20 protein-coding genes are annotated in these 24,546 nt (G+C 66.7%); 2 read left to right on the forward strand and 18 right to left on the reverse strand.

Annotation, left to right across the window (positions count from 1 at the left end):
* Positions 1–27 precede the first annotated feature (27 nt).
* On the forward strand, positions 28–936 hold the full coding sequence (locus AC4AMJ_RS17390) for a LysR family transcriptional regulator (RefSeq protein ID WP_489913518.1): 909 nt from the start codon (positions 28–30) through the stop codon (positions 934–936).
* Between the two features lie 33 nt (positions 937–969).
* Here AC4AMJ_RS17390 and AC4AMJ_RS17395 read toward each other — a convergent pair whose 3' ends face one another.
* The 13 genes from AC4AMJ_RS17395 to AC4AMJ_RS17455 all read right to left on the reverse strand — a co-directional run bounded on the left by AC4AMJ_RS17395 (position 970) and on the right by AC4AMJ_RS17455 (position 15,088).
* Positions 970–1,854: a PucR family transcriptional regulator gene (locus tag AC4AMJ_RS17395; RefSeq protein WP_489913520.1), complete on the reverse strand. Its 885-nt coding sequence runs from the start codon at positions 1,852–1,854 to the stop codon at positions 970–972.
* 143 nt (positions 1,855–1,997) lie between these two features.
* A complete protein-coding gene (locus AC4AMJ_RS17400) occupies positions 1,998–2,846 on the reverse strand; it encodes an enoyl-CoA hydratase-related protein (protein WP_489913522.1) in 849 nt (282 codons plus the stop codon).
* The gene (locus AC4AMJ_RS17405) at positions 2,846–3,592 is read right to left on the reverse strand and encodes an enoyl-CoA hydratase-related protein (protein ID WP_489918457.1); all 747 of its coding nucleotides are present in this window, start codon (positions 3,590–3,592) and stop codon (positions 2,846–2,848) included. Before AC4AMJ_RS17405 ends, AC4AMJ_RS17400 begins: the two co-directional genes overlap by 1 nt.
* A 139-nt stretch (positions 3,593–3,731) precedes the next feature.
* Positions 3,732–4,694, reverse strand: a complete 963-nt coding sequence (locus AC4AMJ_RS17410; RefSeq protein ID WP_489913524.1) for a PDR/VanB family oxidoreductase — start codon at positions 4,692–4,694, stop codon at positions 3,732–3,734.
* A 91-nt stretch (positions 4,695–4,785) separates the two neighbouring features.
* The gene (locus AC4AMJ_RS17415) at positions 4,786–5,772 is read right to left on the reverse strand and encodes a GNAT family N-acetyltransferase (protein WP_489913526.1); all 987 of its coding nucleotides are present in this window, start codon (positions 5,770–5,772) and stop codon (positions 4,786–4,788) included.
* Positions 5,769–8,201 (reverse strand): CaiB/BaiF CoA transferase family protein, encoded by a 2,433-nt coding sequence (locus AC4AMJ_RS17420; RefSeq protein ID WP_489913528.1) that lies wholly within the window; start codon positions 8,199–8,201, stop codon positions 5,769–5,771. The genes AC4AMJ_RS17415 and AC4AMJ_RS17420 overlap by 4 nt, the downstream gene beginning before the upstream one ends.
* Positions 8,202–8,240: 39 nt before the next feature.
* Positions 8,241–9,680: an aldehyde dehydrogenase gene (locus tag AC4AMJ_RS17425; RefSeq protein WP_489913530.1), complete on the reverse strand. Its 1,440-nt coding sequence runs from the start codon at positions 9,678–9,680 to the stop codon at positions 8,241–8,243.
* Between the two features lie 56 nt (positions 9,681–9,736).
* On the reverse strand, positions 9,737–10,921 hold the full coding sequence (locus AC4AMJ_RS17430) for a thiolase C-terminal domain-containing protein (RefSeq protein WP_489913532.1): 1,185 nt from the start codon (positions 10,919–10,921) through the stop codon (positions 9,737–9,739).
* Complete coding sequence (locus AC4AMJ_RS17435; protein ID WP_489913534.1) at positions 10,918–11,355, reverse strand: Zn-ribbon domain-containing OB-fold protein; 438 nt, start codon at positions 11,353–11,355, stop codon at positions 10,918–10,920. Before AC4AMJ_RS17435 ends, AC4AMJ_RS17430 begins: the two co-directional genes overlap by 4 nt.
* Positions 11,352–11,672 carry a hypothetical protein gene (locus AC4AMJ_RS17440; RefSeq protein ID WP_489913536.1) on the reverse strand — a complete coding sequence of 107 codons (321 nt, stop codon included), beginning with the start codon at positions 11,670–11,672 and terminating at the stop codon, positions 11,352–11,354. Before AC4AMJ_RS17440 ends, AC4AMJ_RS17435 begins: the two co-directional genes overlap by 4 nt.
* A 77-nt stretch (positions 11,673–11,749) precedes the next feature.
* Positions 11,750–13,231, reverse strand: a complete 1,482-nt coding sequence (locus AC4AMJ_RS17445) for an acetyl-CoA acetyltransferase (protein WP_489913538.1) — start codon at positions 13,229–13,231, stop codon at positions 11,750–11,752.
* A complete protein-coding gene (locus AC4AMJ_RS17450) occupies positions 13,228–14,265 on the reverse strand; it encodes an LLM class F420-dependent oxidoreductase (protein WP_489913540.1) in 1,038 nt (345 codons plus the stop codon). Before AC4AMJ_RS17450 ends, AC4AMJ_RS17445 begins: the two co-directional genes overlap by 4 nt.
* A 7-nt stretch (positions 14,266–14,272) precedes the next feature.
* A complete protein-coding gene (locus tag AC4AMJ_RS17455) occupies positions 14,273–15,088 on the reverse strand; it encodes an enoyl-CoA hydratase/isomerase family protein (protein ID WP_489913542.1) in 816 nt (271 codons plus the stop codon).
* A 109-nt stretch (positions 15,089–15,197) separates the two neighbouring features.
* On the opposite strand from AC4AMJ_RS17455, the gene AC4AMJ_RS17460 reads away from it, so the two are divergent.
* Positions 15,198–16,037, forward strand: coding sequence for a glucose 1-dehydrogenase (locus AC4AMJ_RS17460; protein WP_489913544.1), 840 nt, complete (start codon positions 15,198–15,200; stop codon positions 16,035–16,037).
* A 61-nt stretch (positions 16,038–16,098) separates the two neighbouring features.
* Here AC4AMJ_RS17460 and AC4AMJ_RS17465 read toward each other — a convergent pair whose 3' ends face one another.
* The 5 genes from AC4AMJ_RS17465 to AC4AMJ_RS17485 are packed head-to-tail and all read right to left on the reverse strand — an operon-like array spanning position 16,099 to position 24,475.
* Positions 16,099–16,839: an SDR family oxidoreductase gene (locus AC4AMJ_RS17465; RefSeq protein ID WP_489913546.1), complete on the reverse strand. Its 741-nt coding sequence runs from the start codon at positions 16,837–16,839 to the stop codon at positions 16,099–16,101.
* Entirely contained in the window at positions 16,836–19,001 is a 2,166-nt protein-coding gene (locus AC4AMJ_RS17470) for a molybdopterin-containing oxidoreductase family protein (protein ID WP_489913548.1), read from the reverse strand. Before AC4AMJ_RS17470 ends, AC4AMJ_RS17465 begins: the two co-directional genes overlap by 4 nt.
* A gap of 44 nt (positions 19,002–19,045) precedes the next feature.
* Positions 19,046–20,569, reverse strand: a complete 1,524-nt coding sequence (locus AC4AMJ_RS17475; RefSeq protein ID WP_489913550.1) for a class I adenylate-forming enzyme family protein — start codon at positions 20,567–20,569, stop codon at positions 19,046–19,048.
* A gap of 52 nt (positions 20,570–20,621) precedes the next feature.
* Positions 20,622–22,232: an FAD-dependent oxidoreductase gene (locus AC4AMJ_RS17480; protein ID WP_489913552.1), complete on the reverse strand. Its 1,611-nt coding sequence runs from the start codon at positions 22,230–22,232 to the stop codon at positions 20,622–20,624.
* The gene (locus AC4AMJ_RS17485) at positions 22,229–24,475 is read right to left on the reverse strand and encodes a molybdopterin-dependent oxidoreductase (protein ID WP_489913554.1); all 2,247 of its coding nucleotides are present in this window, start codon (positions 24,473–24,475) and stop codon (positions 22,229–22,231) included. Before AC4AMJ_RS17485 ends, AC4AMJ_RS17480 begins: the two co-directional genes overlap by 4 nt.
* Positions 24,476–24,546 lie beyond the last annotated feature (71 nt).

Consider the following 24,546-nt stretch of genomic DNA (forward strand, 5'->3'; position numbering starts at 1 on the left):
CGTTCACGAATCATGGACAATTGCGGGGTGGACCTCCGGCGTCTGGAACTGTTACTGGCCCTGTCCCGGCTGGGTTCGATGCGTGCTGTCGCCGACAGTCACCACCTGACGACCTCGACGGTCTCCCAGCAGATCGCCGCCCTGACCCGACAGGTCAAGACCCCGCTCATCGAACCCGACGGACGACGGGTGCGGCTGACCCCGGCCGGTCAGCGCCTCGCCGATCACGCGGTGACCATCCTCGCCGGGGTCGACGCCGCCCTGCGCGATCTCGATCCCGACGCCGAACCCGCCGGAATCCTGCGCGTCGGCGGCTTCGCCACCGGCATCCGCGTGTCGCTGTTACCCGTCCTGGCCGAACTGGCCGACACCCATCCGGGCGTGCGCACCGTCGTCAGCGAGTACGAACCGATCGAGGCCTTTCGACTGCTGGTTGATGACGACCTCGACCTCGCGCTGTCCTACGACTACAACCTGGCGCCCGCCACCCCTGATCCGGTGCTGCAAGCCATCCCACTGTGGTCCAGCCCGTGGGGACTGGCCGTGCCGGCCGACGCACCCGACACCGTGGAGCTGTCCGACTACGCGGAGACCTACTGGATCGTCAACTCTCGCAACACCGCCGACGAGGTTGCGGTGCGCGCGTTGGCCGGGCCGGCCGGATTCACACCCACCATCGGCCATCAGATCGACAGTCTCGAGCTCGTCGAGGACCTGATCCTCGCCGGCTACGGTGTCGCCCTGTTACCCCTGCACCGGCCGGCGCGCGCAGGACTGAAAGTACTACCACTCGATCAACCCGGCCTCCACCTGACCGCCTACGCCGTCACCCGCAAGGGCCGCGACGCCTGGCCACCGCTGCGACTTGTGGTGGAACGCTTGACCTCTCCCGACCACACTCCCCCGGTTCTGGACGGGTGGCCGCGAGTCGGCTGATGGCGGCGAAAGTCACCTTCTCACCGCGGTACCTCACCCGGTCACCGCCCGACCGTCACACATCAATCTCGGCCAGGTCCGATCCAGCGCGCAGAGCCCCCGTGAAGGCCAGCCAAAACAGCGCGGTCCCCTCGGCGGAGGACGGGTGCAATCCGTCAGCTGCTGCACCTTTTTGAGTCGGTAGACCACCGTCTGTCGATGCACGTTGAGCTCCTCGGCTGAACGCTGCCAGGCACCGTCGTTGTCGACGAACGTTTGAACCGATGCGAGGAGCTCGCTGTCGTGCTCACGGTCGTACCTGATCAGTGGTCCGAGAACGCGCTGGACGAGGCGCCGGATGTCTTCGACTCCGCCCTGTAGCAGGTCGAACCCGGTGGATTCGTCGCCGTAAGTCACCAGATCGTCATGCTGGTCGTGGGCCCGGACAACAGCAAGATGAGCTTGTCGCGCCGCTTCAGACACTTGCGAGTTCAACGCCAGTAGTGGTGAGACGCCGACGGCGCAGTCTGGTGCGAGGACGCATCCGATGGCGCGAAGAACTCCGTGGTCGTTCGGCACGATGCCGACGAGCATCGTTCCACTTGGCAGCAGCAGCGGGGCGTAGTTCTGCAGGCAGATCTGCTGGTGGATCTGGGTGTGGTCGAGCGCGGCCCCCGACGCGGACTGCCAGCATGCGACCACGACCTCGCCGCTCATTCCGTGATGCCTGAGTTCCGGCCAAACAGCCGACAGGGTGATGGACTCGTCGAGTAGACCACTCATCATGGCTTCGCCCGACGCCCGCGTGCGGTCTCTGGCCGCGGCCGCATGCTCGAGCTCGAGTGCGATCAGTCCGGCCAGGTGCTCCAACAGTGCGAGGTCAGCCACGTCTCGGCGATCGGGCCGCGCAGCGAGGGCGATGTGGGCGCCGCCGGGCATGTCGACGGTGACCTCGTGGTCACGAGTGCCGTCCCTGTGTGTGAACGCACGTCGGCCAAGCGCGACCGGGATGTTCGAATCGAGCTCGCGCAGCCTTCAGACTTCAAAAGGAGCGGGTGAAACTCGGAACAGCAACTCGCCGATCAGGCGAACAGATCGGGCAATCCTGCCGACACCTGATCCGGAAAGTCGGGATCTCGTTTGGTGAGAAAGGCATCGACACCCTCACGGACGTCGGCCGAGGCACCACGTCGGTAGATGCCGATGGACTCGGCCCGGTGCGCTTCCTCCGGGCCCGAGGCACCCAGCATCCGCCAGAGCATCGACCGGGTCAGCGCCACCGATACCGGCGCCGTACCGGTCACCATTGTGCGTGCGACCTCGATCGCGCGATCCAACACCTGATCGGCAGTTACGACCTCGCGGACCAGGCCTCGCTCGAGGGCCTCCTCGGCCGACACCATTCTGCCCCCGAGTGCCCATTCCGCTGCGGTCGCGATCCCGACCACCCGGGGCAGGAACCAGGTCGAACATGCCTCCGGGACGAGCCCGCGCCGGGTGAACACAAACCCGAAACGCGCCGTGTCCGAGGCAATACGAACGTCTGCCGGCAGCGTCATGGTGACGCCTACGCCGGCACACGGGCCGTTGACCGCCGCGATCACCGGTTTCGTCGACCGGAAGATGCGCAGCGTGACCTGGCCACCCGCATCCGGTGGCGCTTCCCCGGTCTCCGCATCGCCGTCGAGAACGAAGGTGTCGCCTCCTGCGGCGAGATCTGCGCCCGCACAGAAGGCCCGGCCCGTGCCGGTCAGCACGACGGCACGCACCGTGTCGTCGGCATCGCACTCGTCGAACGCCGCGATCAGGTCCCGACGCATGTCGGCGGTGAACGCGTTCAGCCGGTCCGGCCGGTTGAGCCGGACGATCGCGATCGCCCCTTCTCGCTCGATCTCAACGACCCGAGCCTCGGTTTCGGTGTAGGCACTCATCATCGTCCTGTCCACTGTGGTTCGCGTTTGGCGGCGAATGCGCGAGGCCCTTCTTTGGCATCCGCGCTGGTGAAAACCGTCCGGATCGCGCCGCGGTTGATGTGCCACGACTGGTCGTCCCAGCCTCGCTGGGCGATGGAGGTCTCGTGCATGACGCGCTTGCTCTCCGACACCGCCAGGGGCGCGTTGGCCGCGATCATCGCTGCCAGTTCCAGCGCCACGGTGAGTGAGGTGCCGGCGCCGGCAACGCGATTGACGAGTCCGAGCTCGTAGGCGCGCGCAGCGGAGATCGGTTGCCCGGTCAGGGCGATTTCGGCGGCGACCTTCTGCGGCACCTGTCGGTGGATGCGGAGAAGCCCACCGGCACCGGCGATCAGCCCGCGGCGGACCTCGGGCAGACCGAGCGTTGCCTGCTCATCGATCACCGCCAGGTCGGCGGTCAGGACGATCTCGGTTCCACCGCCCAATGCGAACCCGTTGACCGCGGCGATCACCGGTTTGGGAATCCAGTGCCGGACAATGCCGGCGAAATCCCATTCCCGGTGCTCCGGATCATCGATACGGCCACCCGCCGCCAGCTCCTTGAGGTCCGCACCCGCGCAGAAGGCACGGCCTGAACCGGTCAACACCACAACCCGAATCTGCGGATCTTGGGCGGCCCGTTCCAGAGCGGCCCCGGCGGCCACCGACAACGCGGAATTCACGGCGTTGAGTGCGTCGGGACGGTTGAACGTGACGATCGCGATGTGGTCACGAACCTCATAGCGGACGACATCCTCGCGCGAGGTTCGCTCGGATGTCGTCGGATCGGATGTCGTCGGATCGGATGTCGTGGGATCGGATAGACCGGTCACAGTGTTTCCCCTTGTCGGACAGACGTTCTCATCAGAGATCGAGAACGAGACGCTTCGAGCAGCTGCGAGACACGCAGACCATCATGCAGTCGTTCTCCGCCCGCTCGTCCTCGGTCAGCACCGAATCGCGATGATCCGGCTCGCCGCCGAGGACCGCCGTCTCGCACGTGCCACACGTACCTTCGCGGCAGGAGAAGTCGACATCCACGCCCTCGCGCAGCAGTGCGTCGAGCACAGACTCGGACTCGGCCACGGAGATCTCACGACCACTGTGCTCGAGGACCACGTCGAAGCTGTTGTCCACCAATCCGGGGGGGAGCTCTTTGGGGGCGAATCGCTCAGTGCGCAATTCGACGCCCGGACGCTCGCGACACAGATTCTCGATGGCGTTCAGCAGCGGCTCCGGGCCGCAACAGTAGACAGCCGTTCCGGGTGCGACATCATCGAGGGCAGCCTCGAGGTCGAGCAGGCCGAACTCGTCCTGCGGACGTATCCGCACCCGGTCGCGATGCGTTTCGACTAGCTGGTCGGCGAACGCCATTCCGGAGCGCGTCCGGCCACCGAACAACAGTGACCAGTGCGCGCCGGCCGCGTCGACCTTGTCGATCATCGGGCGCAGCGGCGTGATCCCGATTCCGCCCGCTACGAACAGATACGACGAGTTGTCCACGAGCGGAAAGTGATTGCGCGGCCCTTTGACGGTGACCAGGTCACCGACCCGCACGTCTTCATGCACTGCTCGCGAACCGCCACGGCCATCCACCTCACGCAACACGGCGATACGGAACTCGCCGCGGTTGGCCGGATCTCCACACAGCGAGTACTGCCGGATGGTGTCGCCGTCGAGCACGACGTCGATGTGCGCACCCGGTCCCCAGCTCGGCAGGTCCGCACCGTCGGGGTCCTCGAACGTCAGGGAAACCACCCCGTCGGCCACCGCGTCCTTCGCGGTCACCTGCAACTTACGTTCTTCTTGGGAGGTGTCGTGAACCATGGCCACATTCCATCTCGTCGGGGCAACTGATGGCATTAACCTTATGTCATTAGATTAAGCGCTGCAACCCACCCGTGCTCCAGGACCGGGATCAGCGAAATGGCGGTGGCGGATCGTCGGCTTTACCGAGTTGGAAGCACGAATGGGCTTCTTCTTGCTCGTAACCGAGAAGGCGGCACATCCGCACCGCACCAACATCGTCCGGGTTCATTCGCAATGTCGACAGTTGCACTCCGGCCTCCCGCTGGTCCTCCATCGCGTGCGTCAGCAGGGCCGTCCCGAGCCCCTCCCCCCGCGCGGCCATGGCGAGAAGGACGGCGTGCACTGGCGCGGCACGCAATTCGAGATGGACCGCGACGTCCGTCGAGTACCAGACGAAACCGACTGCGGCACCCGATGAATCCCGAGCCGTGATCACCCGACCGGATCCGCGGCGGAGGTCGGCTTCCAATCTGTCCCGATGAGTGGTCGGCAGCACCGAGTTCTCGATCACCTCGGACACCCTGGCATCCGGAACATCCACCGGGCGTGGCGAATCAATCGTCAACCCGTCTGGGACAGCGGGGGCGTCGAACTCGAGCGCGAACGGACCGGTCAGGTGCCGCAGCAGCGTCCACTGCCGACTGACGGCCGGGATGTCGAACCGAGTGGTGAGCCGGACGGCCGCCGGGTGCGTGGAATAGGCCCAACACCGTAGTGCGGTCGCCCCGGTGCCCACCCAACCGTCAGGTTTGTCCACGTCGAGGCCGAGCTCCTCGACGAGCTGTGTCGTGATGCCCCGAGAGCGATAGTCGGGATGCACCACGTAAGAGACGGTGCCGAGGCCGTCACCGTCGACGCGCAGGTGGAGGTACGCCACGACGACCATCGGCACATCGTCGAACGGACTCAGGTCCCGGCGGGCCTTGATGGGCAGATGGAGCACACGAACCCCATCACGCGCTCGGTCTCGGACATCAGCAGGATCGATGCGCGAGAACCCTGCCTCCTCGTCGAACCGCGCGGCCGTCGTGACGAGCGCGAGCACATCGGCCTGGTCGTCCTCGGACAGTTCCGCACACCATTGATAGGTGATCATCGCGTGCTCACCCGCTCGCCGGCCATCGCATCCGCCGATCCCGGTTGCAGGATATCGGCATCGACCAGTGCCTGGACCTCGGATTCGGCGAGCCCGAGGAGTTCGCTCGCGATCTCCCGCGTTTGCTCCCCGGGCAGCGGTGCCGGTCGTAGCGGCGCGGCGGGAATCGTGTCGAAATGTGCCACCCGGGTGGCCGTGGGCAGGGCAAGCGGCAGCAGCGGATGCTCGAGCGGCGTGTATGCCGCGCGCGCCGTCAGGTGTGGGTCGGTCAGGAGTTCGGGAAGTCGCTTCATGGCGCCCGCCGGTACCCCGGCCCGTTGCAGAATCTCCATGGCCTCGGTGGGCGTCTTGCCTACCAGCCACTCGCCGACGATCGCCTCTGCCTCGGTTCGATGGGCGATGCGGCCCGCGACCGTCGAGAAACACGGGTCGGCGGCGAGGTCCGGTCGCCCGATCACCGTGCAGAACCTGGCCCAGTCGTCGTCGTCGCGGACGGAGACCACACACCATTCGTCGTCGCCGGCGCAGGCGAAGACGTTCGCCGGCGCTGCGAAGGGGTCGGCATTTCCCATCGGCACAACCGAACCCGGGGACACCGATTCCTGGGTCAGCTGGCAGCCGAGTTGCACAACAGCCGTATCCGCCTGTGCCACCTCGATCGCGGTGCCCCGAGATGTCTCGAGCCGCGCGATCAGAGCGGCCAGGATCGAGACCGCGCTGACCTGCCCGGCGATGTGATCGGGATAGACGGTCTGCCCGTCGCACAGGCCACCGGACGTCTCGGAATACCGCCAGAGCGAGGAGATACCCACCGACGCCCGCACCAGCGGACCATAGCCCAGACGCGTGTTCCACGGTCCGACACCGCCGAACGCACTACTCTCCGCGACGATGATGCCTGGGTTCACCTCAGTGAGTTGTTCCGGACCGAGTCCCATCGACGTGAGGGTGCCGGGCTTGAAGTTGGCGAGTACCACGTCGGCGGAGGCGGCGAGTTCCAGGAACAGTCGACGCCCCTCGTCGGAGCGCAGGTTCAGACCCAAGGAGCGTTTGTTGCGATGACCCCATGCCACCGATGCCGCCAGTGCCGCGCCACGTTTGGACTGGCGTAGCCCGTCGGGGAAGGCCGCGTTCTCGATCTTGATCACGTCGGCGCCGTTGTCGGCGAACTGTCGTCCGAGCTCGGCGCCGAAGACCACCACACCCAGGTCGAGGATGCGCAGCCCGGCGAAGGGCGCTGTCCCGGCAGCGCGTCCGGACTCGGCCGGCTTCGGATGTCGCCGGCTGGTGTCAGGTGCCGTCAGGACCTCGGTGTCGTGCTCGCCGAGTTGCGGTGCGCGCCGACGGAATCCGGCTCGGCTGCCGTCGATCTTCGCATAACCTGACGGCACCCGCGCGGCCACGCCGCCGGCGATCTCGGTGTCGATGAACGTGCCGGCGGCCTCGAAGTGGTCGTTGTCCAGCACCTCACCGGGCCGCAGCACACCCCCGATCGGGATTCCGCGGGCGGCGCCTTCGGCGACGAGTTCGTCTCGTGTGTAGCCGGCGAAGAGTGCGTCGATCAGCGGATGAAGCCGGTCGGCGGCAGCGAAGCGTGCGGGGATCGTGTCATAGGCAGGATCGGCGAACTCTTCCGGCTCGCCGAGCCACGCGAACATGGCGCGCCACTGCCGCTTGGCCAGCAGGCAGATCCGTACCTGCCCGTCGGCACACCCGAAGACCGGATAGAAATTCGCCGCGTCGGGCCGACCTCGAGGAAAGTCCTCGGACCGTCCGGCGGCGGCCGAACCCTGGACCCCGAAGCCCGGATCGAAGCCGTGCACGATCGCTTCGAACGCCGAGATGTCCACGGTCTGACCACGACCGGTCTGCAGCCGGTCGTAGTACGCGAGCAACGCCGACCACGCCGCATGGACACCGAGGGATTCCTCCACGAGACCGCTCGGCGGGAGGAGTGGCTCGCGCCCGGGCTCCCCGGACCGGGACAGCACCCCGCTCAGCGCGTAGATCACGGATTCGGTGGCCGTCCAGTCACGGTAGGGCCCGGTCTGCCCGAACCCACTGATCGACAAGACCACCAGCGTCGGTGCGGCAACCACGAGATCGTCGGGCGCCAGCCCCTGGGCAGCAAGCCATCCCGGGCCCATCGACTCGATCAGGATGTCCGCGTCAGCGAGCAGCCGACGGAACTGGTCTCGCCCGTTGTCGGTGGTCAGATCCAGGATGATGCCGCGCTTGTTGGCGTTGCGCAGCGCAAACGGGATGCTGATCCTGTCAACCGTCGGTTGCGCAGTGCGCGAGAGTGATCCGCCCGGCCGTTCGATACGCACGACGTCGGCCCCGAGGTCGGCGAGAAACCGACCGCACGACTCACCGAGGCCGTCCGTCAGGTCCAGAACTCGAATGCCGACGAGAGGGAGGGCTGTCATGAAGTACTCCAGACGTGATGGGCTGTGAAAGTGGACCGGTCAGCGGGTGCCGAAGTAGACGGATTTCGGCGCGAGATACGGGCTCAATCCCTCCGGCCCCAGCTCGCGACCCAGTCCCGACGCCTTGACCCCGCCGAACGGGGCCGCGACGTCGAGGGCGTAGTAGTTCACTCCGACAGTGCCGGTGTGGATTCGGGCCGCGAGATCCAGGCCGTGCCGCTCGTCGGCCGTCCACACGGTGCCGCCCAGGCCATACTGCGAGTCGTTGGCGATCCGGACCGCGTCGTCTTCGCCGTCGTAGGCCGTGATGGTCAGAACCGGGCCGAAGATCTCCTCCTGCGCGATCTGCGCAGCGTTGTCGACACCCTCGAAGACCGTCGGCTCGACGAACCAGCCGAGCTGCTGTTCGGCGGGAATGCCGCCGCCGGTGGTGATCCGATGGCCGGCAGCGCGCCCCGCCTCGATGTAGCCCAGTACGCGGTTGCGCTGCGCCGCACTGACCAGCGGTCCGATCGCCGTCGCCTTGTCCAGTGGATCGCCGACCGACAGCGAGCGCACGGTCTCCGTCACCGCATCGACGACGTCGGAGTATCGGCTGCGTGGCGCGAGGATTCGGGTGCAGGCGTGGCAGGTCTGACCATTGTTCACCAACGAGACCTCAGGCAGGCTCCGCGCGAACAACTCGAGATCGGCGTCCTCGGCAACGATCGAGGCGGACTTGCCGCCGAGTTCGAGCGTCACCGGACGCAGGAGTCGGCCGCAGACCTCACCGATCATGCGGCCGGCGCCTGTCGAGCCGGTGAACGCGACCTTGTCGACACCGGGGTGCCCGACGAGATATGCACTGGCCGAACGGTCGGCAGGCACCACATTCAGGACCCCGGGTGGAACGCCCGCGTCCACGGCGGCATCGGCGAACACGAACGCGTCGAGTGCCGTTTCGGGTGCGGGCTTCAAGACCACGGTGCACCCGGCGGCGAGCGCCGGCGCGAGTTTCATCGCCGCGAGTGGCTGGGGATAATTCCACGGTGTGATCGCCGCGACCACACCGACAGGCTCGCGGCGGACCACCGTGCGTCCGCCGAACGCACTGGGCCGCACGTCGTCTGAGTCCGCGCGTCGGATGAGGTCGGCGTAATAGGTGATCATCGCAGCCGGACCGAAACCGTTGACCGGCTTGGACAGGGAGATCGGCATACCGTTCTCCCGGGTGACCAGCTGCGCGGTTTCGCGTGCCCGCGCCTGCAGGGCAGCTGCAAACCGGTCGAGGATGTCCGCACGCTCGGGGGCGCTCAGATCTGCCCATGGTCCGTGCAGCGCGTCGTTGGCCGCCGCGACTGCCGCGTCGATGTCGGCGTTCTCGGCGAGCACACATCTGCCGAGCACCTTCTCGGTCGATGCCTCGATGATGTCGGTCGTGGTCGACGAGGCAGGCGCGGTCCACCGGCCACCGATGAAGAGCTCAGTGCGATCGAGCATTGTGATGAATTCCCTGGGTCGAGGTGGATGCGGACAGTGAGGGGTGCGCCGTGGTGTCAGAGAGTGTCGGAGTGGCCGAACAACACCGAGCTGACCAAGGGCGCCATCGGCCCGCCGATGAACAATGATGTGCGGGCATCGGCGACCTGGTTCGTCGAGGTTCCGCGGATCTGCCGCACCGCCTCCACCGCGAGGTTGAGTCCGTTGACGAATGCGTCCGCAAGGTTGCCGCCGCTCGTGTTGAGTGGCAGTTTGCCGTGCGGTGCCGTCAGGTTCTCCACTGTCATCACGCTGCCGGCCGCCTCACCCGGAGGACACAGCCGATGGTCGATGAGCGCCGCGACTGCAGGTCCGCTGAAGTTCTCGTAGACCTGCACGACGTCGACATCATCAGGGCCGAGCCCTGCTGCCGACCAGAGACGTTCGGCGACACCAGGTTTGCCGTTGTTCGCGGGCCCGAATCCGGCCGTCGAGTACTGAGCATCGTTGTCGATCCGCTCGCAGTAGCCGCCCGGCGCGCCCTGCGCTCCCGCGAGTAGATAGGCAGGGTCCGGACGCATCGCGCGAGCACGCTCGGCCGACACGAGCACAAGCGCGACCGCGCCGTCACTCTCCCGCGAGCAATCATAGAGGTGGAACGGTTCGGCGATCAGTCGCGACGAATCGTAGGTCGCCTCGTCGAGCGGCCGCCCGTATCCCTGGGCTGTCGGGTTCTTCTGCGCGTGTTGATAGGCGGCGAGCACCAGCGAACGCATGGCCTCACGCGGAACACCGTCGTGCTCGAGCATTCGCTGAGTGCGCATCGCACATATCTGGGCCGGCGAACCGACGCCATGGGCCAGGAAGTGGGGTCCGTAGTGGTACTTGGCATAGCCGAGCCGACCGGTGTCGGCCTGCGACATCGCCCGATAGACGACCACACACTCAGCCTGCCCCGTCGCGATCGCGGTGGCACCGTTGATGATCGCGGCGGCGACGCTACCGCCGCCGCCACCCCACATCATGTTGGACCAACGCAGCTCGTCGACCATCAGCGCGGCACCCAGGATCGGTCCATCGTTCGAACCACCGGCGTAGGAGACGAAACCATCGATCTCACGCGGTGACACGCCGGCGTCGGCACAGGCCTGCAGGATCGCGCGGATCGTCATCTCCTGCTCGGTGAATGGTGATTCGCCTCGCTTGTAATGCATTTCGGCCACACCGACCACGGCAGTCGTGCCACGCATCGTCGTACTCATTGCGATTCCCCCTCGGTGACGGCACGCTTCCAGCGCAGGAGCGGCCAGGTCTGGCCCTCGGTGTGTTCGAAGACCCCGACAACACGTTCACCCACGCGCGGAGCGACCTCGGCGTCGTCGGACAGCATGCCCAGCACACGGCGACCGTCCGCGTTGTCGAGTTCGACGAGCACACTCACGTACGGCAGGCGATCGGCGAGCTCGGAGATGTAGGGGTACCAGCTGCGGCTCCAGCTGTACACCGTCCCCACCGGCTCGACCGTGCGCCAGTCCAGCTCGAACCCGTAACACGTACTGCAGACCGCTTGAGGTCCCCAGATCCAGGTCTCACATCTGCGGCAGCGCTGGATACGGAGCTCGCCGGCGAGCAGGCCGTCCCAGTAGGGCTGGTCATGACCGTCGGCGGCGGGCCCCCACGGCAGGGTGGCGGTCATGCCGGTCCCCCACCCTCGGCGGGAAAGTTCTCCAGCGCCGCGGCAAGCCATACCCCGTCGTGGCGCTCCCAGATCGACCGCAGACCGATCAACCGATCACCGGTGTCGTACACGGTGTCGCCGATCATGCGATCACCGTCGGCGCGCACATCTTTGATCTCGTAGCCCGCGACGGCTGCGCGAGGCGTGTCGATGCCCTCGAACACCGCCGGCAGGTTCGCCTGCACCATGTCTGCGAGCGCCGCCTTCATGTTTCCGGCCACGACATAGCCGACGTGGCGCTCGTACCGGGGACGGAAGTCGTCGATGTCTGTCATCGCACCTCACTCCTCACCGCCGACACAGGGTCGGCGTCGTGTTGTGGAATAAACCTTACGTAATTAGATTAATTTGGTCAACGTAGTCGGCAGCTGCCGTCGTCGGCCACGTCCACCGACTTCCCGGCAACGTCTTCGGTGACGAGGACGGGTAGGTCATCGGCGTCGGTGGCGACCGCCAAGGTCCGCTCACCTGTCGCAATCCGTGCAGCGACGAACGCTTTCTCCGGGTCGCCGGCGCGGTCGTAGACCACGGTCCACGACTCGATGGCGGCCGATCCTTCGTACGACTCAAGGACCGGCGTGGTCGGTTCCCTGTCGACGGCCGCCTGAACATCCATGCGGCGGAAACCGGCCGCCGGCGGCTCGGTGCCGTAGACCCCGATGGCGTGTTTGGTGAGATATCCACTGTTGGCGGTCACCAGGCCGAGGCTGCCGGGCGTCTGGCGCAGACGCGAGACCATGGCGGCGATCGCATGGGTGCTGTAGTTGTTCCAGGGCCCGCCGGCGAATGTCAGGCCACCCGTGCAGGTGAGCGGCCGCGTCGGGTCGTCGATGTCGAGTCCGAGTTCACCGGCGGCCACCTGCACCGCCGAGGGGAAGCAGGAGTACACGTCGACGTGGTCGATTTGATCAAGGCCGACACCGGCCAGTGAGAGCGCCTGCTTGCCGGCGATCCGGATTGCCGGCGACCGGTCCAGAGCGCCCCGTCCGGCGATGGCGTAGGTGTCGTGGGATTCGGTGCCCGAGTGCGGGAACACCCAGGCAGAGCGCGAGATACCGAGTCGCTGGGCGGTCTCGACCGAACACATCAGCACCGCGGCACCCTGATCGACCATGTTGTTCGAGTTGAGTAACTTGGGGTATGGCGACGCGATCAACCGATTGTCCGGCGACGGCGTGGTGATTTCGGCTGCGGAATATTCGCGCTGAGTCCACGCGTGCGGATTTGTCGCGGCGACAGCGCTGAAGCGGGACCACAGGTCTCCGATGACCGCCGTGTGGGTCTCGATGTCGCGGCCCGCCGCGACCCGCAGCGCCTGCTCGAACAGCGGGTAGACGAATGACGGGCGATCGAGTCCGATACGACGCTCGCTCACCGCATCCATCGGGACGTCGGTCACCATGATCTCGGCGGGCGGGACGGACTCGTCCTGCCGCGTCCAGTCGGGACGCTCGCCGCGGGCGCGCAGTTTCATCCGCGTCCGCCACGCCTCGGCCCCACCGATCAGCACGACGTCGGCCCGACCGGCGGCGATGTCCTCGGCGGCCGAGTTGACCATCACCTGGGGTGTACTGCCGCCGTTGCCCGAGTAGCCGGTGTGCCGGGGCGTGGCGCCGATCCGTTGCGCCACCAGTGCACCCGGATCGCGGTAGCGCCAGGACAACAACCCGACGACCCGGACGGAATCGACGAGTTCCAGCAGCCGTAGCGAACCGGCCTCGTCGGCGGCGGCCCGCGCAGCACGGGCGATCAAGTCGACCGGCTCGACTCCCCCGTCACGTTCGGTGATCTGCCCTCCGCCGACGAGAACAGGGGTGCGTGGATCGATACTCATGCTCGGATGGCCTCCAGTATTCGTTTCCGGGTGTCCGGCCGCGGCCAGCCTCCCAAGATCAATGTGGTCAGACACGTCGATTTCCAGCACCGCTCGATCTCTTCGCAGATCTTGTCGGCGGGGCCGACCAACGCGACGTCCTCCACCATCTCGGTCGGCACGGCCTGGGCGGCGAGATCGGGCTTGCCGTCGAGGTAGAGCCGCTGGATCTCCGCACACGTCTCGCCCCAACCCATGCGGGCGAACACATCGTTGTGGAAGTTCACGCCTCGCGCACCCATCCCTCCGGCGTAGAGCGCTATCGTCGGTTTGAGTCGCGCGGCAGCCAGCTCGACGTCATCGTCTTCGACCAGCCAGCAGGTGTTGGCGATCTCGAAGTCCGCAGTGCTCCGCCGTGCCCCGTCGCGGGCGAAACCCGTTGCCAGGGCTTCCCGGTAGAACGCATCGCTCTTGGGCGAGAACCAGAGCGGAGTCCAGCCGTCGGCGATTTCCGCGGCCAGCGCGACGTTCTTGGGGCCCTCGGCGCCGAGGTAGATCGGGATGTCTCTGCGCAGCGGATGCACAATCGACTTGAGGGGCTTCCCCAGTCCGGTTCCGCCGTCGAGGGGCAGCTGGTAGTGGCGGCCCGCGTACCTGACCGGCTCCTCACGTGCCCACACCGCCCGCATGATGTCGATGTATTCGCGGGTGCGCTCCAGCGGCCGGGGATAAGGAACCCCGTACCAGCCTTCGACAACCTGTGGGCCTGACGCGCCGAGACCGAGGATGACCCGGCCGCCACTGAGATGATCGAGCGTCTGAGCGGCCATCGCCAACGCCGTCGGGGTCCGGGCCGAGATCTGACAGACGGAGGTACCGAGGGCGATCGACGAGGTGCGTGCGCCCCACCAGGCCAACGGCGTCAGCGCATCCGAGCCATACGTTTCGGCGGTCCAGAAGCTGTCGACACCCTCGGCCTCGGCCTCCGCCACGATCTGGTCCATGCGACGTGGGGGACGCGAGCTCCAATAGCCCGCCGCGATACCGACTTTCATGGTGTCCTCAGTTGTTGTGGAACTCGGGCGGACGCTTCTCGAGGAACGAATGCACCGCTTCACGATGATCCTTCGTCAACGAGCTCAGGATCTGAGTCCGGTTCTCGAGGTCGATGGCGGCGCGGAAGCCCGGGGCCTCGAGGTTCGACCACATCACCTCTTTGGTCATCCATACGCCGAACGGCGTGTGACCGGCGATGGTCTCAGCGGTGTCGAGGGCTGCCTCGACGACCTTGTCCTCCGGGACGATCGACGAAGCGAGGCCGATCCGCTCGGCTTCGTCGGCATGGACCGACCGGCCGGTGAGCATGATCTCGGCGGCGCGTGAGAATCCCACCATCCGCGGCAGCGTCCAGCTCATGCCGATGTCACAGTTCGACAGACCGCGACGAATGTAGGCGGCGTGTAGTGTCGCCGACTCCGCCATGATGCGGATGTCGGCCAAGAGCGCCAAGGACATCCCGCCGCCTGCGGCGGCACCGTTGACCGCTGCGATGATCGGTGCCCGCACCGATCGAAACGCGTCCGCGAGCTCGGCGATGTGCTGTTGGACCCGCAGGCCGAGTTGCGCGCGACCTTCGCCGTCGATCGTTCCGGGCGGGGTTCCGTACCCCCGCAGATCCAGTCCTGCACAGAACGCCTTACCCGCCCCGGTCAGGACGATCGCGCGGATGGTCGAGTCGTGCCGCACCCGGGAGAGCAGGTCGTGCAACGCCTGGACGAGTTCGGCGTTGAGCGCGTTCAGATTGTCGGGCCGGTTCAGGGTCACCCGCATGACACCGGGTCGCGGATGGTCGATCAGTAAGTGCTGCGCGTCGGACATCGATCCCCTTCGATCGCGGACAGCCCCGGGTGGCCGGAGCCGGACCTCGCTTATCCTAATTACTGTAGGTAAATTGTTCAAGAACGTCGAACACTAGAGAGGACCTGGGATGACCGAACTCGAAGGCAAAGTCGCTGTGGTCACCGGCGCGGCGAGTGGCATCGGCGCCGCCACGGCGCAGGTGCTCGTGGCCGAAGGTGCGCGAGTGGTGCTCTGTGACATCGACGATGAACGGGGATCCGCCATCGCGCACGCGCTCGGCGCACGCGCCGAGTACATCCACGCCGATGTCCGGAGCGAAACCGATGTCGCCGCAGCCGTCGACCAAGCTGTCGACCGGTTCGGTCAGCTCGATTGCATGGTCAACAATGCCGGTCGCGTGGGGGCATGGACGTTCGTCGACGACACCTCGGTCGCGGAGTGGGACGACGCGTTCGCGGTGCTCGCGCGCAGCGTCTTCCTGGGGGTCAAACACGCGGCGCGCGTGATGCGCGACCAACGCTCCGGCAGCATCGTGAACATGTCCAGCGTCGCAGGTGTGCGCGCCGGTTTCGGCCCGCATCCCTACAGCGCGGCGAAGGCCGCAGTCCTGCAACTGACCCGCACCGCCGCGTCCGAGCTCGCCGACCACAACATCCGGGTCAACGCACTCGTCCCGGGAGGCGTCGCGACCCGCATCGTCGGTCACGGAGCCGGGTTGAACGGTGCCGAGCTCGACGCCAGCGTCGACCGGGTTCGCAAGGGACTGTCCCGCTTTCAGCCGATCCCGCGTGCCGGCGAGCCGGAGGACCTGGCGCACGCCGTGGCCTTCCTGGCTTCCGACGCGTCGTCGTTCGTGACCGGCCAGGAGCTGGGCGTGGACGGCGGGCTGACACTCGGCCGACGCTGGCCGGCCAACTACCTCGACGAGGCGCGCGACCATGCGAGGCGCGTCGACAACGCACAGTAGCCGGAACGGCCCCGGCCGAAAGTCGCCTCTCGCTTCCGTTCAGCGTGCTGAACGCCGCGCATCACACCCCGACCGGACCACCACGCCACACGCCGACCTCTTCGCCCGATACGTCCTGCGCGTTCTCGCTGACGAGGAAAGACACCGTGGCGGCAATCGATTCGGCCGGAATCCGCGGCCAGGTACGGGACAGGGTGTCAACGGCATCCGCGCCGCCGGAGGAAACAATGTCTGTCTCGACGAATCCGGGCATGACAGCGTTGACGGTGATGCCACGGCGGGCGGTCTCCTGCGCGAGTGTGCGTGTCATCCCGACCAACCCGGCTTTGGCTGCTGAATATGCGCTCATCCCCGGCGAAGCACGGCGACCGCCGGACGGGCTCGTCACGAAGACCACCCGGCCCCACCCGGCGTCATACATCGCGGGCAGCGCGAAGTGGGTGCAGTAGAACGCACCCGACAGGTTGACACCGATCACCGCGTCCCAGTCCTCGGGCGACTGCTTGCGCGCCGATCCGGCGATGTTCATTCCCGCGTTGTTGACCACGACCGTCGGTGCGCCGAGTCCCGTTGCGGTGTGGGCGATCAGCGCCTCTGCCTGCGCCACGTCCGCGATGTCCGCCCGGATGGCCACCGCACGACCACCGTCGGCCCGGATCTTGTCCACCACCCCTTGGGCGGCGTCGGAGCTACGTGCGTAGTTGACCGCCACCGCGAATCCGTCGGCCGCGAGCCGCAGTGCGATCGCTGCTCCGATCCCGCGGCCGCCGCCGGTGACCACAGCCACGCGTCCTGCGCTCATCGCGCTCCCTCCAGCTGCACTCCACGCTCGCCGACACCTACGTCTCCGGTCATCGAAACCTCCTTCTCGATCGTGACCGCAACCGCGGTCATCGTCGGCATCGCGTTGATGCGCTGACGTCGGCGGGCATCGATCAGATCGTTGACGTTGCTGCCCGTCACGTACGGATCGGACTCGGCGTCGGAGTCGCCCCATCCGTGCGTCATCGAGATCGCGTCGACCGGCACCGTCGGATCGATCTGAACCACGGCACGGATCTGACCTGACGACGACGTGACGCGGACGATGTCACCGTCGCCGACACCCACCGCCGACGCTGTGTCCGGATGGATCTGGGCGGGGTTGTAGCCCAACGGAGGGAGGCCGGGCACACTGCGGCCGAGCGAGTTCATCACCGTGCGCATGCGGCGCACAAGCAACCGCATGGTCCGGACGGGAGCTGATGGGGCCTGTCTGACCCCGAGGAGGTCGCGGAGCTCGTCCGCCACGTCGGCCGGGCACAGTTCCAGACGTGCGGGTGACTCGGTGGTCGACGATTCGACGATGATCGTCCCGGGCGCCATGACACCTCGCGGCGCGTCATGCAGATCGCTCCAGTCGACCCGGCCCCGTTCTGCCATCATCCGCAACAGATCGTCGGCAGTGGGACGCGACGTCCGATCCATCATCCGGCCGGCGAACTTCACCTGATTCCCCGAGGCGGTGGCCAGCCGCAAGAAGAAGTCCCAGTCCTCGACGACACCCGTCGGCGGGTTCACGAGCGGTGGTGTGTACTGCGCAAAAGGCCTGGCGAAGAACGGTTCCATCAGCATCGTATGATCAGCGCGCTCGTAAAGGGCGGCCGGTGCGATGACGTAGTCGGCCAGGCGTGCCGTGTCCGACATGTGAGTGTCGACGCAGACGAGCAGATCGAGCGCTCGCAGCGCTCGTTCGGTGCGAGCACGGTCCGGAAGCGCACGCGCAGGGTTGCCGCCGGACACGATGAGGGCGCGCAGACGATCGGTTCCCGGCTCGAGGATCTCGTCGGCGAGTATCCCGGAGGGCAATTCGCCGTGCATGGTTCCGACGCCGTCGATGCGGCTGTGAAATCCGCGTTCCCAACTGCGTTGTGGCGCCATCACCTCGGCCCGCGGCGGAGTGGATCGGACCAGGACGTTGCGATTGTCGGTCTGCTCACCGGCGCGGAGGTAACGACCGCACACCACATTGAGGGCGGCGACGAGGTGTTCGGCGACATTCGAATCCGGTCCCATGCAGATCCCGGTACCGCTGGTGGCCATCCCTCGCGGGCCGTCCGCGAACATCCGCGCCGCGAGGACCAGTTGGGTTTCCGGTACGCCGGTCACGTCGGCGACGCGCTCGGGAGTGGCCGGTGCCACCGCGAGCCGCAGCTCGTAGAGTTGCGTGGCGAAGCTCGCACAGAACTCACGGTCATGGCGGTCCTCGGCGAGGATCACGTGCAACAGACCCGCAAAGAGCATGGCATCCGTGCCGGGATGATTCATCAGATGCAGGTGTGCCCGTCGGGCGGTCTCGGTGCGACGAGGGTCGACGACGATGAGACGCAGTCCGCGCGTGCGCGCGTTTCGCAGTGTCACGTATGGGTTCTGGGTGATCGCGCCGTCGCCGTCACCTCCGTTGAGCGACACCATCGGGTTGGTGCCGGCCAGCAGCCAGACATCGGCGGTGTCGAACCGTTGGCGTCCACCGAGATATCGGCCCATCCGCTCCTCGACGATCCACTTTGCGGATTGGTCGATGGTCATGGTGGAGAACAGTTTGTGCGACCCGGTGGTGCGGAACCACGCACGGGCCATCGGCCCGGTAAGGGTGGCGAAGTTCTGCTGGGTGCCCATGAAGAGCCCGAGGGCATCGGCACCGGACTCTCGATCGATCTCGCCGAGACGCGCCGCGATCTCCGCGACGGCGTCATCGATGTCGATCGGTTCGTAGGTGCCCTGCCGATTACGTCGAAGCGAGGTCCGCAGCCGGTCGGGTCCGTGCACGAAGTCTGCTCCGTGGCGGCCCTTGGGACAGGTGTATCCGCCCGACAGAGGATGTGCGCCATCACCGAGAATCGAGACGATCTCGTTGTCCTCCACGGTCACCCGCACGCCGCATGTTGCCGGACAGAGCCGGCAGTACGACAGATGCGTCGCCATTCCTTTCTCCTTCCCTGCCCACCCGGCCGATCTCCCGCCCGTGACTATCGAACCCGCGAGTACCGGTCCGGGATGTCCGCGTACTCGGTCCGGAGGTCCCGTTTGGCGATCTTGCCACTCGCCATGCGCGGCAACGGTTCTGTGCACAGGATCACATAGCGCGGCACCTTGTAGTCGGCAAGTGACCGATTGCAGTGGTCGATCACGTCGGACTCCGTCAACCCGCCGTGCGCACGGATCAACGCGGCCTGGGTCTCACCGAACTTCTCGTCGGGGACGCTGATCACGGCGACCTCCTCGACTCCCGGGATGGCACCGATCGTGGCCTCGATCTCGGCCGGTGAGATGTTGAGACCACCGGAGATGATCATGTCCTTGAGCCGGTCGACGAACGTCAGGTATCCGTTCTCGTCCAGCTTGCCGAGATCGCCGGTGTGCAACCACCCATCGATCAGCGCCGCTCGGGTGGCCTCCTCATTGCGCCAATACCCCGGCATCATGCCCGGGCCGCGGAGCAGGATCTCTCCGGGTTCGTCGGGCGCACAGTCCTTGCCGCTCGCATCCACCACCCGGATCTTGGTGAAGATGCCGCCCCAGCCACATTTGTCGGGATGGTTGGCCGCTTCGGCGCGTGGCGTGACGGTCGCCGACCCACCGATCTCGGTCTGCCCGTAGATCTGACGCAACGCGACGCCACGTGGTGCCCACGTGGACAGCAGGTCGGCGGGCACCCGGGCACCGCCCACGTGCGCGGTGGTGAGGTGACTCAAGTCGGCATCGTCGAAACCGGGAGCCTTGGCGATCTGTTCCCACAGGATGGGCGGTCCGGTCAGCGTATTGGCTTTGTCCTCGATGAGGACGCGCAGCGCGGCGTCCGGGTCGAATGTCGGTTGCAGGAACAGTGTTCCGCCGTGGATGACGGTGCGGGCGATCCCCCAGATGATGCCGGCGGCGCTGAACAGCGGCAACACCAACAGCGGGCGGAGATTGTTCGGCAGGATCGGCTCCATCAGCGACCATTCGTGCATCTCCCCCGCAATGCTCGCGTGGGTGAAGATCACCCCCTTCGGACGGCCGGTGGTGCCGCTGGTGAACACGATCGACGTCGGCGAGGACAGCTCCACTACCGGTGTCGACACAACGGGGTGGTGCCGACCGCGCAGTGGCCGGACGTCGCGTTCGAAGACCGCGATGGAGAAGTCCGGACGCAGTGCGTGTACGTCCCCCAGACGTTGTGCGAGCTCGGCGTCACAGAACACGACGCGGGGTTCGCAATCCTCGACCAACGCAACCAGCTCCTGCACCAGCATGCGCTGGTTGAAAGGTGCCGCGATCGCCCCGACTTTCAGCGCGCCCAACGCCGCCGCGCACCACTCCAACGAATTGGCGCCGAGGAAACTGACCCGGTCGCCCGGTTGCACACCGCGGGCGATGAGATCGTGGGCCACACCGTCGGCCCACGTGGACAGCTCTGCGTAGCTGACCCGGTCTCCGGCGAAATCGATTGCGGTCAGGGATGGCTCAGTCCGCGACCAGTAGGTGAGGGCGTCGATGACGGTACCGCTCATGTCCTTCTGTCTCCGTTTCTGCTGAATGGTTGCTGTGCCCGACCCAGATGCCTCATCCGGTCCGGGTCGCGAGTATCGCTGCGGGATCGATCAACTTCACGCGAGGCCGGCCTTGGAGTCGTCCCTCGGTCCGTTCGGCTCGATCGAGCTCGAACCAGTCGGCCGCCACCATCGCCTCGGGGCGACGAACTCGGATCAGTTCATCCAGCTGGGCCGCTCCGGCGGTGGGGGCGGCAAGGAATCCGGCCCGGTGGTCCTCGATGATCGCGGCCACGGTCTCCTGGGCGCAGAAGCGGTTGGTACCGATGACGCCGGTCGGGCCACGTTTGATCCATCCCGCGACGTACCGTCCCGGGACCGGATCACCTGACTCCGGATCACACACTCGCCCGGCCGTGTTGGCGATCGTGCCACGGTGCTCGTCGAACGGCAGACCGGGGAATGCCGCCCCGCGGTAACCGATGGAACGCAGGATCAGTCCGCAATCGATGTCCTCGACACCGTCAGATGTTCCGATCTTGATGCCGCTCACATGTCCGGTGCCCAGTACCTCGGTCGGAGGTGCGTTGAATCGTAATGTGATCCGGCGCCGTCCCGTCGCCGGGCGGTCTACCAACCCGGCGAGCACACGGGCCTTCATCGACGCGTTGCAACCCTGGTCGACGTCGCCGTCGACGACGATGTCGACACCGGGCATCGACCCGAGCCCCAGGAGTTCCGGCGTCGTGCAGGCGGCGAACTCGGGTCCTCGACGGCCGAGCACCACGACCTCTCGGACGGCGCTGTGCGCCAACGCATCAAGCGCGTGGTCGGCGATATCGGTGTGTCGTAGATCGGCGACGTTGCTGACCAGGATTCTCGCGACGTCGAGTGCGACATTGCCGTTCCCGACGATGACGGCCCGCGGGTGCGACAGGTCGAAGGTCCGCTCCGCGTGGTCGGGATGGCCGTTGTACCAGGCGACGAATTCGCGCGCCGAATGCGATCCCGCGAGGTCCTCGCCGGGGATCCCGAGGCGCCGGTCCTGCGTCGCACCGGAAGCGAACAACACCGCGTGATGATGGGCGAGGACCTCCTCGACACTCACGTCGCGGCCGACCTCCACGTTGAGGTGGAAGGTCATGCCGTCGCGGCGGATCGTCCGCGCGAACGTGCGATCCACGCTCTTGGTCCGCGCATGATCGGGTGCCACCCCGTAGCGCACCAGCCCGCCGGCGAAGGGCAGACGCTCGATCATGGTCACCTCGACGTCGATCTCACGTCGGGACAGCAGCTCTTCTGCGGCGTAGCACGCCGATGGGCCCGACCCGACGATCGCCACCCGAAGTGGCGACGATGTCGACGTCGCAGCCGAGGCGACGACCGCAGCTCGGGCAGGCTCGACGACCGCGGGCCCGGAGGTGGTGTTGGTGCGGGCGTAGTGGTCGGCGTTGAGTTCCAGATAGGGCGTGAGACTCTCGGGCAGTTCGTCTTCGGAGCTGATCGCGTCGACCGGACAGACATCGGCGCAGGCGCCGCAGTCGATGCAGACGGCCGGGTCGATGTAGAGCATCTCGGTGGTCGCGTAGCCGGGTTCGCCAGGCGCGGGGTGGATGCAGTTGACCGGACAGACCTGGACGCACGTTGCGTCATTGCAGCAATTCTGCGTCACGACGTAGGTCATGCAGTTCTCCTTGCACGTCGGGCACCTGTTCGTGCGACCGCGACCCGGATTCCGTTGAAGATGGGTGCGGAGGTCAGGGCTTCGAGTTCGATGGTGTCGTCGACCAGCGCGTTGTAGTTGGTTCCCGGCGCCGCGGCCGAACGTGATGTCCGCAGGCCGGGGCCGGTGTGCCCCCAGCCATGCGGCATGCTGACCACGCCGGGTCGGAGAGCGTCGTCGATCCGAAGCTCGGCATCGACCTGCGCAGTCCTCGATGTCACCGACACCCGGTCGCCGTCGAAGAGGTCGAGGCGGGACGCATCGGCGGGCGCCATGAACAGCGCACACTGGCCGGAATCGGGTTGCGGCAACGCATTGTGTAGCCAGGTGTTCATGCCTCGGGCCTGACGCCGATTGATCAGCAACAGTTCGTGAACTTGATGCGAGGCACACTTCCGCAGGCGGTCCAGGTCATCGACGATCATCGCCGGCACGAGGTCGATTCGCCCGGCGGGCGTGCGCAGGACCTCCGGCAGCCTGGGTCGCAGGGGGCCCAGATCGATACCGTCAGGGCTGTCCTCGAGCGCCGCGAGCGTCAGCCCGGAACCGTCGTCGGCAAATCGATCGCCGTATGGTCCACTCCGCAGCCGCAGATCAAGCAGCCGTAGCGGACCTGACCGACCCACCTCGGCCGCCAACGCCATCTCGGTGTCACACCCGGCGAGCCTGGCCGCACGGCGCGCGGCTACCGCCGCCACACCGTCGTCCATGTCGGCCACCGAGCGATCGGTCTCCCCCGTTGCCGCCGCCGCCAGACGAAGGATGATCTGCCATTCCGCGCGCTCGTGATCGGCCAAGTCGACCAGCGGCGGGCTGTAGCGGGCGACGTTGCGTATCTGAAAATGGGACAGGGTCACATCGTGGTGGCCTCGTGTGATGAGCGGAGGCGGGGGCAGGATGACGTCGGCGTGCCGGGTCGTCTCGTTCAGGTAGCAGTCGATCGAGACCATGAACTCGAGTTCGGTCAGGGCGCGCTCGACCGCATCACTGTTGGGCAGCGACCGGGCAGGGTTGCCGGCCAGGGTGATCATCGCCCGGGTGCGTCCCGGCCCGGGGGTCAGGATCTCCTCGGCCAGGCAGGCGGCCGGGAGTTCGCCCAGCATCTCCGGCAGACCGCGCACGCGGGAACGCCAGCGATCGATCCCGACTCGTGGCGGCTTGGTGACCGGCCAGGTGTTCGGGCCACCGCACGGGGGCATCGAGAACATGGCGCCGCCCGGCCGGTCGAGATTGCCGGTGACGATGGTCAGTACCTCGACCAACCAATTGGCCAGCGTGCCGAACTCCTGCATGCAGGTACCGATGCGCGAATGTGCCACCGCCGATGGTGCCGCCGCGAACTCACGGGCGACCCGATGGATCAGTTCGACATCGATCCCGCACCGCTGTGCAACGTCCTCCGGTCTGAAATCACCTGCCAATGCGAGAACTTCGGCAACGCCGTCGACCATGTCCGGGATTCGATTCGGCCGGAGGAGATTCTCGGCGGCGATGACCGAGAGCACGCCGAGCAGGAAGTGCGCGTCCGTACCGGGCAACAGCGGGACGTGGAGATCGGCGGCCTCGGCCGTGCGGGTGCGGACCGGGTCCACCACGACCAGGGTCCCGCCGCGTTCACGCAGGGCCCGCAGCCGCCGGTGCATCCCGGGCGCGGTGACCGTACTCCCGTTGGACACCAACGGATTCGACCCCAGGATCAACAGGAAATCGGTCCGGTCGATGTCCGGGATCGTCATGCCGAGACCGGTACCGTAGAGCAACATGTGCGCAAGGTTCTTCGGCCAGGTGTCGATACTGGCGGGCGAATAGACGTTGCGCGTGCCCAATGCAGCGATCAGCTCGCCGAGGTAGAAGGTCGAATCGAGGTGATGCGCAGCGGGATTTCCGTGGTAGAGCGCACAGGACCCGGGATCGTCGTTCACAAAGGCCGGCAGGCGGCGATCGATCTCCGCGTAGGCCTCATCCCAACTCGCCTCGCGAAACCCTCCGGTCGGCGTGCGCAGCATCGGGGTTCGAATCCGATCGGGGTCGTTCTCCACGTGAGCCAAACCGATCCCCTTGGCGCAGCTGTGTCCGCGACTGAAGACGTCATCCGGGTTCGCGGAGACCTCGGTCACCGCTCGCCCATCGAGCTGGAAGATCAACCCGCACGTCGATTCGCACAGGGGACAGATCCGAGGTCCTGTTCGCGTCGCCGAGTCCACCGCGCTAATCTAACAGTAGTAGATTAACCTGACAAGCGCTCGACGTGGCGCCGCGATCGATCAGCGAGGTG

The sequence above is a fragment of the Gordonia sp. LMA484 genome (assembly GCF_058129505.1).